The following is a 14,316-nucleotide window of genomic DNA, read 5'->3' on the forward strand; positions in this document are numbered from 1 at the left end:
ATTGCGAGCGCAATGAAGGTGGATATGGCCACCGAACGCCACATCCTCCCATCGCGCTTGACTTACCCATAACTTTACGGTTATGAGTCTATCCATAACTTATGGGTTATGGATTTCACATGTCCGCCGCGCACGATCTTCTGTTCAGGACGCTCGCCGATCCGACCCGGAGGGCGATCTTCGAGCGGCTGTGCCGGGAGGGCGAGCAGACGGTCGGGGCACTGACCGCGACATCGGGCGTTTCCCAGCCGGCGGTCTCGAAACATCTCGGCGCGCTGAAGCAGGCCGGGCTGGTGCGCGACCGCCATGCAGGACGCCAGACCCATTACAGCGCGCAGCCCGGCGCGCTCAATCCGCTGATCGACTGGACCGGCCAGATGGCCGGCTTCTGGCAGAACCGGCTCGACGCTCTCGACGATCTCCTGAAGAGGATGGACCAATGACCGAAGCTGCCGCCGAGATGCGCTCCGTGGTGATCGAGCGCGAATTTGCCTTTCCGGCCGAACGGATCTGGCGCGCGCTGACGCAGCCGCATTTGATCGAGGAATGGCTGATGAAGAACGACTTCAAGCCGGTCGTCGGTCATCGCTTCAATCTTCGCGGCGAATGGGGCGGCGTGCTGGACTGCGAGGTCCTCACCATCGAGCCGCGGCGCGCGCTGGCATATACCTGGAATTTCTCGCATGAGGACGCGGCGTTCGATCTGAAAAGCGTGGTGACCTTCACGTTGACACCGACGAACGCGGGCACGCATTTGCGCGTCGAGCAGGCGGGCTTCAGCCCGACGCAGAAGCAGGCCTATGGCGGCGCGCATGCCGGCTGGAAGCAGTTTTTCGCCAGGCTGGACCAGGTGCTGGCGCGGGCTGACTAGGTCCCTCGCCGGCTTTCATTCGAACATCTCAAGAGGAGGTCTCATTGACCGGGAATATGTGGGTTCGACAGATCCATCGCTGGCTGTCCATCGCTTTCACGCTCGCCGTGATCGCGAACATTGTTGCCCTGACGCTGCAAATCCAGGCCACGTGGATCGGGCTGCTGGCATTCGTCCCGCTGATTCCGTTGCTCGCGACCGGGCTCTACATGTTCGCGCTGCCCTATGTCAGCCGCCGCAGCGGCGCGCGGCAAGAGGCGTGATCATGAAGAAGGCTGTGACCGCGAAGACAAGCAGCGCGACCAAGACGGACGGCGCTTCGCCTTCCAAGCTGATCGACGGCCGGATCAAGGAGCTCGGCGACTGGCGCGGCGAGATGCTGGGGCGCATCCGCGGCCTGATCAAGGAGGCCGATCCTGATGTCGTCGAGGAATGGAAATGGCGCGGCGTTCCCGTGTGGGAGCACGACGGCATCATCTGCACCGGCGAGACCTACAAGGCCGTCGTGAAGCTGACTTTTGCCAAGGGCGCGGCGCTGGACGACCCGGCCGGCCTGTTCAATTCGAGCCTCGAGGGAAACGTCCGCCGCGCGATCGACATTGGCGAAGGCGAAAAGATCAACGAGAAGGCGTTGAAGGCGCTCATTCGCGCGGGCGTGGAGCTGAATGCGTCCAAGGCCAGGAAGAAGCCCGCAAAGCGTTCGGCGTAGCCAGCCGCCTCAGGCCGCCGCCGGGATCGGGCGCGGGCTTACGACATACTCGCGCAGGACCTTGTCGTTGGCATCGACCTCGATCAGTGAGACGTCGTAAGTCCAGAGATCGGCGAGGTGCTGGAGCACGCGCTTGGCGTCGGTCTCGTTGAGCTGCGAGCCCTTGATGACGTGGTGATGCAGGATCAGCCGGCGGTCGCCTGAGAGATCGACGTCGACCACCTCGATGTTGGCATCGATGTAGCCGACATCGTGCTGCCGCGCCAACTCGCGCCGCACGCGGCGGAAGCCGCGCTCGTCGTGGATGGCATCGACGCGGATGCCGGCGCGCTCTTCGGGATCGTCGTGGAGATGGAACATGCGGAGTTGCCGCATCAGCTTCGGGCTCAGGAACTGGGCAATGAAGCTTTCGTCGCGGTAATTGGCCCAGACGTCGCGCAGCACGCCCATCACGTCGTTCTTTCCGGCGATGTCAGGGAACCATTCGCGGTCCTCGTCCGCTGGATTGGTGACGATGCGCTCGATGTCCTGCATCATGGCGAAGCCGAGCGCATAGGGGTTGAAGCCGGAGAAGCGCTGGTCGTCGAATTCGGGCTGGAACACCACATTGGTGTGCGATCCCAGGAATTCGAGGAAGTTGCCGTCGGTGATGCGGCCTTGCTGATGCAGCTTGGTCATGATGCGATAGTGGACGTAGGTCGCCGTCCCCTCGTTCATCACCTTCGTCTGGCTCTGCGGATAGAAATATTGCGCGATGTGGCGGACGATGCGCAAAAGCTCGCGCTGCCAGGGCGCCAGCCGCGGCGCGCTCTTCTCCAGGAAGTAGAGCAGGTTTTCCTGCGGCAGGCCGAGCAGCTTGCGGCGGCGCTCGATGCTGAGCGCGGAGCGGGTCTTCGACGCGCCCTTCGGCACGGTGCGCCAGAGGTCGTTGAAGACCTCCTCCTCGTGCTGACGGCGGCGCCCCGCCCGCTTCTCCTCGGCGCGCAGATCCAGCTTCTTCTTGCCGGGATAGCGGTCGATGCCGTGCGACATCAGCGCATGCGCGGCATCCAGGGTGCGCTCGACCTCGACGCGGCCGTAGCGCTCCTCGCAGGTCATCACGTAGTTCTTGGCAAAGTCGAGATAGTCCAGAATGCCGTCGGCGTCGGTCCACTGCTTGAACAGATAGTTGTTCTTGAAGAAGTGGTTGTGGCCGAAGGCGGCGTGGGCGATCACCAGCGTCTGCATCGTCGCCGTGTTCTCCTCCATCAGATAGGAGATGCAGGGCGAGGAGTTGATCACGATCTCATAGGCAAGCCCCATCAGGCCCTTGCGATACGAGGCCTCGTGGAACGCGAAGTGCTTGCCGAACGACCAGTGCTTGTAGAACAGCGGCATGCCGACGGACGAGTAGGCATCCAGCATCTGCTCGGCGGTGATGACCTCGATCTGGTTCGGATAGACGTCGAGCCCGAGATCCTTCGTCGCCACCTCCTCGCAGGCATCGGTGATGCGCTGCAAGGTGTGAAAATCCCAATCGGCGCCTTCGAACAAGCGTTCCGTCATGGAGCGGCTTTCTCCTGGGAAGTTTCGCGGCGCTGGAATAGATCGTGGAACACCGGGAAGATCTCGCTGCGCTCGCTGACCTTGCGCATCGAGAGCGATGCACCGCTGTTGCGCAGGCGGTCGTAGAGGGTCCAGAGCGAGGAGTCGGAGAGATCGAAGGCGCTGCCGCCGGACTCCCCGACCTCGAGATAGGCAAAGAACTGGCAGACCGGCAGGATCTTGTCGGTCAGCAGCATGCCCGTGAGCTCGCCGTCGGAATAGGAATTGTCGCCGTCGGAGGCTTGCGCGGCGTAGATGTTCCAGTCCGCCGGATTAAAACGCTCGCGTACGATCTCGTGCATCGCGTTGAGCGCGCTGGAGACCAGCGTGCCGCCCGAGGCCGGACCGTAGAAGAAGGTCTGCTCGTCCACCTCCTCGGCGCGGTCGGTGTGGCGGATGAAGACGATCTCGACATGCTTGTAGCGCCGCTTCAGGAACACGTAGAGCAGCATGTAGAAGCGCTTGGCGAGATCCTTCATGTGCTCGGACATCGAGCCGGAGACGTCCATCAGGCAGAACATCACCGCCTGCGCGACCGGCCGCGGCACCTTCTCGTAGCGGCGGTAGCGGATATCGAGCGGATCGACGAAGGGAATGCGCTTGGTCTTCGCCTTCAGCTTTTCGAGCTCGGCGAGCAGCACCACACGCTCGTCCTCGTCGGTGCACGCCGCGATCGCGGCTTCCAGCTCCTCGATCTCCTCCTTGCGGGGACGCTTGAGCGCGATGCGGCGCGCCAGCGCGAGCTTCACCGTCCGGCTGACCGAGATGTTGGCGGGAGAGCCGGACGTGGTGTAGCCGGCGCGCTGGATGCCCTCGCTCTCGGTCTGCGCGATCTTGCGCTTGGCAAGATCGGGCAGCTCGAGGTCGTCGAGGAACAGATCAACGAACTCGTCGCGGCTGAGCACAAAGCGGAACGCGTCCTCGCTGTCGCCTTCGCCGGGACCTGAGTCCTTGGCGCTGCCCTGGCCGGATCGCTGGAGGTAGTCGCCCTCGATGAACTTCTTGTTCCCGGGCAATACCATGTCGCGCGTTCCGCCTTCACGGCGGAAACGCGGCTCATGCATGCCGTCGAGCGGTATGGTGACCTCACCACCCTCCAGGACGTCCCTGATGTCGCGTTCCTGCGAGGTCTTCTTGACGGCGCCCTGCACCAGGGATTTGGCCCGACGCAAGAACCGCTGCCGGTTCTCAAGACTCTTGCCGCCTGGATTCAGGCGCCTGTCAATAATGTGAATGGGCACTTTTCCATCCGCCTCAACCGGCCTGCTTCACACGCATGTACCATTCGACGAGCCGGCGAACCTGACGCTCGGTGTAGCCGCGCTCCACCATGCGTGCGACGAACTCGCCGTGCTTCTTCTCCGTCTCGCCGTCCTTCTTCGACCCGAAGGAAATGACCGGAAGCAGGTCCTCGACCTGCGAGAATATCCGCTTTTCGATCACGTCGCGAATCTTCTCGTAGGAAATCCAGGTCGGATTCTTGCCGCCATTCTGGGCCCGCGACCGTAACGAGAATTTGACCACCTCGTTGCGGAAGTCCTTCGGGTTGGCGATACCCGCCGGCTTCTCGATTTTGGTCAGTTCCTGGTTCAAAAGCTCGCGATCGAGCAGCTGGCCGGTGTCGGCATCCTTGAAGTCCTGATCCTCGATCCAGGCATCGGCGTAGTCGACGTAGCGGTCGAACAGATTCTGGCCGTAATCGGAGTAGGATTCGAGATAGGCCTTCTGGATCTCGTTGCCGATGAACTCGGCGTAGCGCGGCGCCAGGTCCGCCTTGATGAATTCGAGATAGCGCTTCTCGACTTCCTCCGGGAGCTGCTCGCGGCGGATCGACTGCTCCAGCGCGTACATCAGATGCACGGCGTCGGCAGCGACTTCCTGCGGATCGTGGTTGAAGGTCGCAGCCAGGATCTTGAAGGCAAATCGGGTGGAGACGCCGTCCATGCCTTCGTCGACGCCGGCGGCATCGCGATATTCCTGGACGCTCCGTGCCTTAGGATCGGATTCCTTCAGGCTCTCGCCGTCATAGACCCGCATCTTGCCGAACAGCGTGGAGTTCTCGTGCTTGCGCAGGCGCGACATCACCGAGAACCGCGCCAGCGTCTCCAGGGTCGAGGGTGCGCACGGCGCGGCCGCCAGCTCCGAGCCCTGGATCAGCTTTTCGTAGATCTTCTGCTCTTCGGTGACCCGGAGGCAGTACGGCACCTTGATCACGCAGATGCGGTCGATGAAGGCCTCGTTGTTCTTGTTGGCCTTGAAGCTCGACCACTCGGCTTCGTTCGAGTGCGCGAGGATCACGCCGGTGAAGGGGATCGCGCCGATATTCTCGGTGCCGATGTAGTTGCCCTCCTGCGTTGCGGTGAGCAGCGGGTGCAGCATCTTGATCGGCGCCTTGAACATCTCGACGAATTCAAGGATGCCCTGGTTGGCGCGATTGAGGCCGCCCGAATAGCTGTAGGCGTCGGGATCGTTCTGCGCGTAGGTCTCGAGCTTGCGGATATCGACCTTGCCGACCAGCGACGAGATGTCCTGGTTGTTCTCGTCACCAGGCTCGGTCTTGGAGACCGCGATCTGGCGCAGCCGCGACGGCTGGATTTTTGCGACTCTGAACTGAGAAATGTCGCCGCCGAAGGCTTCCAGCCGCTTGTAGCACCACGGGCTCATCAGGCCGGTGAGACGCCGGCGCGGAATGCCGTACTTCTCCTCCAGCATCGGCCCGAGATGATCGGGATCAAACAGGCTGAGCGGACTTTCGAACACGGGCGAGAGTTCATCGCCGGCTTTGAGCACGTAGATCGGCTGCACTTCCATCAGCGACTTGAGCCGCTCGGCGAGCGAGGATTTGCCGCCGCCGACGGGGCCGAGCAGATAGAGGATCTGTTTGCGCTCTTCGAGGCCCTGCGCCGCGTGGCGGAAGAAACCGACGATGCGCTCGATGGTTTCTTCCATGCCGTAGAAGCCCGCGAAGGCCGGATAGGTCCGGATGGTGCGGTTCAAAAAAATACGGCCAAGGCGTGGGTCCTTGGCCGTGTCAATCGTCTGGGGCTCACCGATGGCTGCTAGCAGTCGCTCGGCCGCGTTCGCGTATTTCATGGGATCGCTTCGACACGATTCCAGATATTCCGCCATCGACATGTCGTGTTGGCTTCTCGCCTCGAACGACTTAGCGAAAGCGTTGAATAGAGAATCGTTATACATGATCCCTCTCCGCGTGAGTTCCGCTACAAGCTGAAACGAAAGCAGTTACCGGACCGTTCCTCAGGCCATTTCGAATCAGCGTGAGCACATGACGATCATTGGACACCCGGGTGCCGACACGACGCAACGCACAACGTAGGCACTCATTGAGTTACGAACAGGCACATGCCTGTAATTTGTGCGAATCTGTATCTATCTTCGCTCATTTCCAGAAAATGTCACTTGGTCGCAACATCCGGGCATTACCGGGGATGAGCCCATCCGGCACTGCAACATGGGGCGATCTGCGAGCGGCAATCTTATGACGCTTGTACGGCGAAGCCTTGCGTGCCGCGTTCATCTTCCTGCTGCAATGCGGTGCGCGCAGCGCTCGCAGCATGACAATCGCGGCAAGCGCGCAGCAGTGTATCAAAATCGGTCGCCAACCCCTCGGAGCGGATGACAATCCGTTCATTCTGCCGTTCGTTCTCCGCGCGGGGCGCCAAGGTGCTGATGGTGCAGAGCTGCCGCTGCAAGGCCGGCGTCAGCGTCAGCACGATCGCCTTGTGGCCGCGGCCTTCCTCAGTCGAAACCTCCGCAATCGAGTCCCACAGCAGAAATTCGTTGCCGATGCGGAGGTCGCGGATGCCATAGGGGGTGACGATCACCACCGGTCCCCGTTCGGCGGGCAGCAGCCAGATCAGCCGGCCGGTCACCAGGCCGAACAGCACGACGCCGGCATAGCCGACCGTCGTATCGTAGTCGCCCAGACCGTCCCACCAGTCGAAGGCAAGGGTCGCACTGAACAGGGTCATTGCGAAGCCCGCCGCGACCAGCAGCCGCAGCTGGGTCGTACATGGACTGATTTCCAGATCGTGGGTCGCATCGACGCATGCGGCCGGCGCAACCGATTGCGGGCTGTCGGCAACAGCGAGCGTCAGACGGTCATGATGTGAGTGCATGCTCTTCCCCAGCATGGCCATTCGCGGCCGAGCGACGATCTATCAGGCGGACCGTAATCCGCTGATGACACTCCACGCAGACTGGGCTGACGAGACGAAGCGGCTACGTTGCGCAACGAGCCCCTGGCCACTGCTCCGGCCGACGACTTTTTACGCAACACGGCTACTTCCGCCTGGATCGCCATGATCGCGACGGAGTTACACTGGAGGGTAAGACGCCTATCCCCTTGATTGGTTCCCTCCCGGGAGCATGTAGGCTAGAGGATAGCGCGTCAGGACCGGGGCGGAAACCCCTCGCCCGCAGGCTTGGAGATAAATAAACATCATGAATCCCGTCAAAGAACTGGAAAAGCACGGACAAGCCGTCTGGCTCGACTTCCTGGCCCGTGGCTTCATCGCCAAGGGCGACCTGAAGCGGCTGATCGACACCGACGGCGTCAAGGGCGTCACCTCCAACCCGTCGATCTTCGAGAAGGCGATCGGCAGCTCGGACGAGTATGATGCTCCGATCGGCAAGGCGCTGAAGCGCGGCGACCGGACCGTGGCCGACCTGTTCGAGGCCGTCGCGATCGAGGACATCCAGAATGCCGCGGACGTGCTCCGCCCGGTCTATGACCGCCTGAGGGGCGGCGACGGCTATGTCAGCCTGGAAGTCTCGCCCTATCTGGCGATGGACACCGCGGGCACGGTCGCCGAGGCGCGGCGGCTCTGGAAGGATGTCGATCGCAAGAACCTGATGGTGAAGGTGCCGGCGACGCCGGAGGGCCTGCCGGCGATCGAAACGCTGATCGGCGACGGCATCAGCATCAACATCACGCTGTTGTTCGCCAGGGACGTCTACCTCCAGGTCGCCGAGGCTTATCTCGCCGGTCTGGAAAAATACGTCGCCGGCGGCGGCGACCCGTCGCACGTGGCGAGCGTCGCGAGCTTCTTCGTCAGCCGCATCGACTCGGTCGTCGACAAGCAGCTCGACGAGAAGATCGCCCGCGCCAACGATCCATCCGAGAAGGAGCGGCTCGCCGCGCTGAAGGGCAAGGTCGCGATCGCCAACGCCAAGGTCGCCTACCAGGATTACAAGCGCCTGTTTTCCGGCCCGCGCTGGGACAAGCTTGCTGCCAAGGGCGCCAAGCCGCAGCGGATGCTGTGGGCCTCCACCGGCACCAAGAACAAGGATTACAGCGACGTCCTCTATGTCGAGGAGCTGATCGGCCCCGACACCGTCAATACCGTGCCGCCGGCGACGCTCGACGCGTTCCGCGACCACGGCAAGCCGCGCGACAGCCTGGAAGAGAATGTCGACGACGCCCGCCGCGTGCTGGACGAGCTGGAGCGCTCCGGCGTCTCGCTCGAGGCAATCACCGAGGAACTCGTCAAGGACGGTGTCAAGCAGTTCGCCGATGCCGCCGACAAGCTCTATGGCGCCGTCGCCCACAAGCGGGCGACCGTGCTCGGGCCCGCGATCGACCACCAGCTTCTCTCGCTCGGCGACGGCCTCGGCAAGGCGGTGGCGAAGAGCACCGAGGAATGGCGCGCGTCGGCGAAGATCCGCAGGCTGTGGCAGCGCGACAAATCGGTCTGGACCGGCGCCGACGAGGACAAATGGCTTGGCTGGCTCGACAGCGCGGCGAAGGCCGACGTCGCCGACTATGAGGACTATGCGAGCCGCGTGAAGGGCCAAAAGTTCTCCGATGCCGTCGTGCTCGGCATGGGCGGATCGAGCCTTGGCCCCGAGGTGCTGGCCGAGACTTTTGCGCGGAAGTCCGGCTTCCCGAAATTGCACGTGCTGGATTCCACCGATCCGGCACAGGTTCGGGCAATGGAGGCCAGGATCGACATCGCCAACACCGTGTTCATCGTGTCCAGCAAATCCGGAGGGACCACCGAGCCGAACGCGATGAAGGATTATTTCCACGAACGCGTCGCACAGGCGGTCGGGCCGAAAGTGAAAACCGGCCACCGCTTCATCGCGGTGACCGATCCCGGCTCGTCGCTGGAGAAGGCGGCAAAGAGCCTCAACTACGCCCGCATCTTCCATGGCGAACCCTCGATCGGCGGCCGCTATTCGGTGCTCTCGCCGTTCGGCCTGGTGCCGGCGGCAACCGCGGGCATCGACGTCAAGACGCTGATCAAACACGCGCTCTCCATGGCCCGCTCCTGCGGACCCGACGTGCCGCCAAATGAGAACCCGGGCGTCCAGCTCGGGCTTGCGATGGGCCTCGCCGGCCTCGAAGGCCGCGACAAGGTGACGATCCTGTCGTCGAAGAAGATCGCCGATTTCGGCGCCTGGGCCGAACAGCTGATCGCGGAATCGACCGGCAAGGAAGGCAAGGGTCTGATCCCGATCGCCGGCGAGCCGCTGGGCGAGCCTGCGCTCTACGGCAACGACCGCTTCTTCATCGACATCCGCACCGAAGGCGAAGCGGACGCCGCGCATGACTCGCAGCTTGCCGCGATCGAAGCGGCCGGCCATCCCGTCGTGCGCATCGTGATGAAATCGATCGACCATCTCGGCCAGGAGTTCTTCCGCTTCGAGATGGCGACGGCGGTGGCGGGCAGCATCCTCGGCATCAACCCGTTCGACCAGCCGGATGTGGAAGCGGCCAAGATCAAGACCCGCGAGCTCACCGCGTCGTTCGAGAAAACTGGCGCATTGCCGGCCGAACAGCCGGTGGTCAGCACCGACGAGGCCGATCTCTACACCGACGAGGCCAACGCCACGGCGCTGCGCGCCGCCGGCGCCAACGGCGACCTCACCTCGTGGCTGAAGGCGCATCTCTCCCGCTCCAACCATGGCGACTATGTCGCCCTGCTCGGCTACATCGCGCGCGACAAGGCGACGATCGACGCACTCCAGGCGATGCGTCTCGAAGTGCGCGAGAAGCGTCATGTCGCGACCTGCGCCGAGTTCGGACCGCGCTTCCTGCATTCGACCGGGCAGGCCTACAAGGGCGGGCCCGACAGCGGCGTGTTTCTCCAGATCACGGCCGACGATGCCAAGGACTTGTCGGTGCCGGGCCAGAAGGCGAGCTTCGGCGTGATCAAGGCCGCGCAGGCGCGCGGCGACTTCGACGTGCTCACCGAGCGCGGCCGGCGCGCGCTCCGGGTCCACCTCAAGGGCGGGCTCAAGAAAGGTCTCGCGGCGCTCAACGCGGCGCTTAATGCTGCGCTGAACTAAGGGAATCTCTCGATGCAACTCGGCATGATCGGCCTCGGCCGGATGGGCGGCAACATCGTTCGCCGCGTGATGCGTCACGGCCATACGACCGTGGTCTACGACAAGGACGCCAAGGCCGTCGCGGGTCTCGCCGCGGATGGCGCACAGGGCGCGGCGACGCTGGAAGATTTTGTCGCCAAACTGGAGCGGCCGCGCACGGCCTGGGTGATGCTGCCTGCCGGCCACATCACCGAGACGACGATCGACACCATCGCGGGCGTGATGCAGGCCGGCGACGTCATCATCGACGGCGGCAACACGTTCTGGCAGGACGATGTCCGCCGCGGCAAGGCGCTGAAGGAACGCGGCATCCATTATGTCGACGTCGGCACCTCGGGCGGCGTCTGGGGCCTCGACCGCGGCTATTGCATGATGATCGGCGGCGAGAAGCAAGTGGTCGACCGGCTCGATCCGATCTTCGCCGCGCTGGCGCCCGGCGCCGGCGACATTCCGCGCACGGAGGGACGTGAGGGGCGCGATCCCCGCATCGAGCAGGGCTACATCCACGCAGGTCCCGTGGGCGCCGGCCATTTCGTCAAGATGATCCACAACGGCATCGAATACGGCCTGATGCAGGCCTATGCCGAAGGTTTCGACATCCTCAAGAATGCCAACATCGAGGCTTTGCCGGCGGATCATCGGTACGATTTCGACCTCGCCGACATCGCCGAGGTATGGCGGCGCGGCAGTGTGATCCCGTCCTGGCTGCTCGACCTCACCTCGACGGCGCTCGCCGACAGCCCTGCACTCGCGGAATATTCCGGCTTCGTCGAGGATTCCGGCGAAGGCCGCTGGACCGTGAATGCGGCAATCGACGAGGCTGTGCCGGCCGAAGTTTTGACCGCGGCCCTCTACACACGTTTCCGTTCCCGCAAGGAACACACCTTCGCCGAAAAAATTCTCTCCGCGATGCGCGCGGGTTTCGGCGGCCACAAGGAGCCGAAGCAGCCGGGCGCTTCGAAACCCAAATAAAAGCCGAAGTCACAAGTAACAGAGCGAAGGCCGATCATTCGTGACAAAAGACCCGCAAGCCAAGCGCAAGCCTGAAAATTGCGCCTTCGTCATCTTTGGCGTCACCGGTGACCTCACCCATCGGCTGGTGATGCCGTCGCTCTACAATCTCGCCGCCGAGCACCTGTTGCCGGAGAAGTTTTGCGTCGTCGGCGTGGCCCGCAACCGCCAGTCGGATGACGAGCTGCGCGACGGCCTGTTGAAGGGCCTGCGCCAGTTCGCGACCCGTCCCGTGGACGACGACATCGCCACGAGGCTGCTGGAATGCGTGACCTTCGTCGAGGCCGATCCGAAGGATCCACCCTCCTTCGACCGCCTGCGCGAGCATCTGGATTCGCTGGAATGCGCGCAGGACACCGGCGGCAACCGACTGTTCTATCTGGCAACGCCGCCTGCCGCGTTCGCGCCGACCGCGCGCGAGCTCGGCCGCACCGGCATGATGAAGGAGAACGGCGCCTGGCGGCGGCTCGTGATCGAAAAGCCGTTCGGCACCGACCTCGCCTCGGCCAAGGCGCTGAATGCCGAGCTGCTGAAGATCATGGACGAGCACCAGATCTACCGGATCGATCACTATCTCGGCAAGGAAACGGTGCAGAACATCCTGGTGCTGCGCTTCGCCAACGGCATGTTCGAGCCGATCTGGAATCGCAACCACATCGACCACATCCAGATCACGGTGGAGGAGAAGCTCGGCGTCGGCCATCGCGGCGGCTTCTACGACGCCACCGGCGCGCTGCGCGACATGGTGCCAAACCATCTGTTCCAGCTGATGTCGCTGGTCGCAATGGAGCCGCCGGCGCGCTTCGACGCGCATTCCGTGCGCTCCGAGAAGGCCGAAGTGCTCACGTCGATTCAGCAGCCGAGCCGCGAGGAAGCGCTTAAAAATTCGGTGCGCGCGCAATATCTTGCCGGCCGCATTGGCGATGACGAGATCGCGGACTACCGCAAGACCGAAGACGTCAAGCCCGGCAGCACCACCGAGACCTTTGTCGCGCTGAAACTGATGATCGACAATTGGCGCTGGGCCGGCGTGCCGTTCTATCTGCGCACCGGCAAGGCGCTGGGTCACAAGCGCACCGAAGTCGCGATCAAGTTCAAGCAGGCGCCGCTGTCGATGTTCTCAGGCACGACGGTCGACCGCCTGTCGCAGAACTTTCTCACCATCGGCATCGCACCGACCGAGACCATCGAGCTCCAGTTCAATGCCAAGATTCCGGGGCCGAGCGTCACCATCGACGGCGTCGAGATGAAATTCCGCTACGGCGACTATTTCCGAGCCGATCCCTCGACCGGCTATGAGACGCTGATCTACGACTGCATGATCGGCGACAACATCCTGTTCCAGCGCGCCGACGGCATCGAGGCCGGATGGCAGGCGGTGCAGCCGTTCCTGGATGCCTGGAAAAGTGAAGGCACCAACGGCATCGAGACCTATGACGCCGGCAGCGACGGCCCGGCCTGCGCCGATGAGCTGCTCCGGCGCGACGGGCGCAGCTGGCGGAAGTATTCGTGATGGCAGCGGCCGACCAGCCGAAGCTGATCGTCGAGGCCGACGCCGAGACGCTGGCGCAGGCCGCAGCCGAACGGGTTTTGGCGCGGATATCAGCAAATCCCGGGCGGATCGCGATCTGCCTCACCGGCGGCTCCAGCCCGAAGAAGCTCTATCAATTGCTCGGCAGCGACGCGTATCGCGGCAAGATCCCGTGGGACCGCGTGCACTGGTTCATCGGTGACGAGCGTTTCGTGCCTTCGAGCGATCCCCTCAACAACATGGCGGTCGCTCGCGCGACCTTTCTCGACCGCAATGCGCCGTCCGGGCATATTCACCCGATCCCAACCACGGCTGAAAGCCCCGAAGCGGGTGCCGAGGCCTATGCGCGCGAGCTTCAGTCCTTCTACGGCGCCAAAAACCTCGATCCGGCACGGCCGCTGTTCGACATGGTCCTGATGGGCGCGGGCCCGGACGGCCACACCGCCTCGCTCTTCCCCGGCTACCCCGCGATCGAGGAGACCATGCGCTGGGTGGTCGGCGTCCCCAAGGCCAATGTCGCGCCGTTCGTGCCGCGGGTCTCGCTGACCCTGCCCGCTTTGGCTTCCTGCCGCGAAATGCTGTTCGAGATTGCCGGGCACGACAAGCAGCCGATCTTGACGCGCCTGCTCAATGGCGAGACTCTGCCGGCTGTACGCGCGCGCTCGAATGGTGAGACCGTCTGGCTGGTCGATAGGGCCGCGCTTCCGGAGGGAATTCGTGGCGGGCGTTGAAGCACCTTGTGCGTTGATCGTGATGGGCGTGTCGGGTTCAGGCAAGAGTACGGTTGCGGAGGCGCTCGGGCAGCGGCTCGGCTGGCGTTTCGAGGACGGCGACAGCTTTCACCCCGCCAGCAATGTCGAGAAGATGCGGGCCGGCCATCCCCTCACCGACGAGGACCGCTGGCCCTGGCTCAACGCCATCGCCGACGAGATCGCGCGGGTTTGCGACAAGGGCGAGCACGTCATCATCGCCTGCTCGGCGCTGAAGCACACCTATCGCGACGTGCTGCTGCGCGGACGCGACGACGTTCGCTTCATCTTCCTGAGGGGCACCAAAGAGCTGATCGCCGCCCGCCTCGCGCAACGCAAGGGCCATTTCATGCCGCCCGGACTCCTGACGAGCCAATTCGACACGCTGGAGCCGCCGGAAGCGGGCGAACATGTCGTCACCGTCTCGATCGACGAATCCGTCGAGGCGATCGTGGACGGCGTGGTGCGGCAATTGAAACTGAGCGGGGCGAAACGCTGAGGCCGATAA

General features: G+C 63.5%; 13 protein-coding genes. 9 read left to right on the top strand and 4 right to left on the bottom strand.

Annotation, left to right across the window (positions count from 1 at the left end):
* Window positions 1–119 precede the first annotated feature (119 nt).
* The 4 genes from OWC48_RS28175 to OWC48_RS28190 are packed head-to-tail and all read left to right on the top strand — an operon-like array spanning window position 120 to window position 1,580.
* The gene (locus OWC48_RS28175; RefSeq protein ID WP_028147048.1) at window positions 120–443 is read left to right on the top strand and encodes a helix-turn-helix transcriptional regulator; all 324 of its coding nucleotides are present in this window, start codon (window positions 120–122) and stop codon (window positions 441–443) included.
* A complete protein-coding gene (locus OWC48_RS28180; protein WP_282522915.1) occupies window positions 440–871 on the top strand; it encodes an SRPBCC domain-containing protein in 432 nt (143 codons plus the stop codon). The genes OWC48_RS28175 and OWC48_RS28180 overlap by 4 nt, the downstream gene beginning before the upstream one ends.
* A 44-nt stretch (window positions 872–915) precedes the next feature.
* On the top strand, window positions 916–1,134 hold the full coding sequence (locus tag OWC48_RS28185) for a hypothetical protein (RefSeq protein WP_071910157.1): 219 nt from the start codon (window positions 916–918) through the stop codon (window positions 1,132–1,134).
* 2 nt (window positions 1,135–1,136) lie between these two features.
* Complete coding sequence (locus OWC48_RS28190) at window positions 1,137–1,580, top strand: DUF1801 domain-containing protein (RefSeq protein WP_282522916.1); 444 nt, start codon at window positions 1,137–1,139, stop codon at window positions 1,578–1,580.
* Between the two features lie 9 nt (window positions 1,581–1,589).
* On the opposite strand, the gene OWC48_RS28195 is transcribed toward OWC48_RS28190, so the two are convergent.
* The 4 genes from OWC48_RS28195 to OWC48_RS28210 form a co-directional block, all read right to left on the bottom strand.
* Window positions 1,590–3,125: a SpoVR family protein gene (locus tag OWC48_RS28195; protein ID WP_282522917.1), complete on the bottom strand. Its 1,536-nt coding sequence runs from the start codon at window positions 3,123–3,125 to the stop codon at window positions 1,590–1,592.
* On the bottom strand, window positions 3,122–4,399 hold the full coding sequence (locus tag OWC48_RS28200; protein ID WP_282523020.1) for a YeaH/YhbH family protein: 1,278 nt from the start codon (window positions 4,397–4,399) through the stop codon (window positions 3,122–3,124). The genes OWC48_RS28195 and OWC48_RS28200 overlap by 4 nt, the downstream gene beginning before the upstream one ends.
* 19 nt (window positions 4,400–4,418) lie before the next feature.
* Window positions 4,419–6,362 carry a PrkA family serine protein kinase gene (locus OWC48_RS28205; RefSeq protein ID WP_282522918.1) on the bottom strand — a complete coding sequence of 648 codons (1,944 nt, stop codon included), beginning with the start codon at window positions 6,360–6,362 and terminating at the stop codon, window positions 4,419–4,421.
* A gap of 299 nt (window positions 6,363–6,661) precedes the next feature.
* Window positions 6,662–7,324, bottom strand: coding sequence for an STM3941 family protein (locus OWC48_RS28210; protein WP_282522919.1), 663 nt, complete (start codon window positions 7,322–7,324; stop codon window positions 6,662–6,664).
* A 304-nt stretch (window positions 7,325–7,628) separates the two neighbouring features.
* Between OWC48_RS28210 and OWC48_RS28215 the strand changes: the two genes are divergently transcribed.
* From OWC48_RS28215 to OWC48_RS28235, 5 genes are read left to right on the top strand one after another with little or no spacing between them, the layout of a single operon-like run.
* Window positions 7,629–10,478 carry a bifunctional transaldolase/phosoglucose isomerase gene (locus OWC48_RS28215; protein WP_282522920.1) on the top strand — a complete coding sequence of 950 codons (2,850 nt, stop codon included), beginning with the start codon at window positions 7,629–7,631 and terminating at the stop codon, window positions 10,476–10,478.
* Between the two features lie 12 nt (window positions 10,479–10,490).
* Window positions 10,491–11,489, top strand: coding sequence for a phosphogluconate dehydrogenase (NAD(+)-dependent, decarboxylating) (gene gnd, locus OWC48_RS28220; RefSeq protein WP_282522921.1), 999 nt, complete (start codon window positions 10,491–10,493; stop codon window positions 11,487–11,489).
* A 40-nt stretch (window positions 11,490–11,529) separates the two neighbouring features.
* A complete protein-coding gene (gene zwf / locus OWC48_RS28225; protein ID WP_282522922.1) occupies window positions 11,530–13,041 on the top strand; it encodes a glucose-6-phosphate dehydrogenase in 1,512 nt (503 codons plus the stop codon).
* Window positions 13,041–13,790 carry a 6-phosphogluconolactonase gene (pgl, locus tag OWC48_RS28230; protein ID WP_282522923.1) on the top strand — a complete coding sequence of 250 codons (750 nt, stop codon included), beginning with the start codon at window positions 13,041–13,043 and terminating at the stop codon, window positions 13,788–13,790. Before zwf ends, pgl begins: the two co-directional genes overlap by 1 nt.
* Entirely contained in the window at window positions 13,777–14,307 is a 531-nt protein-coding gene (locus tag OWC48_RS28235; RefSeq protein ID WP_282522924.1) for a gluconokinase, read from the top strand. Before pgl ends, OWC48_RS28235 begins: the two co-directional genes overlap by 14 nt.
* The last annotated feature ends 9 nt before the right edge of the window (window positions 14,308–14,316 follow it).

Source organism: Bradyrhizobium sp. Arg816 (assembly GCF_029989365.1).
Lineage (GTDB): Bacteria > Pseudomonadota > Alphaproteobacteria > Rhizobiales > Xanthobacteraceae > Bradyrhizobium.

Excerpts from the sequence above, each read along its gene's own strand:
- OWC48_RS28175 (WP_028147048.1), top strand. The coding sequence starts at position 120 with ATGTCCGCCGCGCACGATCTTCTGTTCAGGACGCTCGCCGATCCGACC.
- OWC48_RS28180 (WP_282522915.1), top strand. The coding sequence starts at position 440 with ATGACCGAAGCTGCCGCCGAGATGCGCTCCGTGGTGATCGAGCGCGAA.
- OWC48_RS28190 (WP_282522916.1), top strand. The coding sequence starts at position 1,137 with ATGAAGAAGGCTGTGACCGCGAAGACAAGCAGCGCGACCAAGACGGAC.
- OWC48_RS28195 (WP_282522917.1), bottom strand. The coding sequence starts at position 3,125 with ATGACGGAACGCTTGTTCGAAGGCGCCGATTGGGATTTTCACACCTTG.
- OWC48_RS28205 (WP_282522918.1), bottom strand. The coding sequence starts at position 6,362 with ATGTATAACGATTCTCTATTCAACGCTTTCGCTAAGTCGTTCGAGGCG.
- OWC48_RS28210 (WP_282522919.1), bottom strand. The coding sequence starts at position 7,324 with ATGGCCATGCTGGGGAAGAGCATGCACTCACATCATGACCGTCTGACG.
- OWC48_RS28215 (WP_282522920.1), top strand. The coding sequence starts at position 7,629 with ATGAATCCCGTCAAAGAACTGGAAAAGCACGGACAAGCCGTCTGGCTC.
- gnd (WP_282522921.1), top strand. The coding sequence starts at position 10,491 with ATGCAACTCGGCATGATCGGCCTCGGCCGGATGGGCGGCAACATCGTT.
- pgl (WP_282522923.1), top strand. The coding sequence starts at position 13,041 with ATGGCAGCGGCCGACCAGCCGAAGCTGATCGTCGAGGCCGACGCCGAG.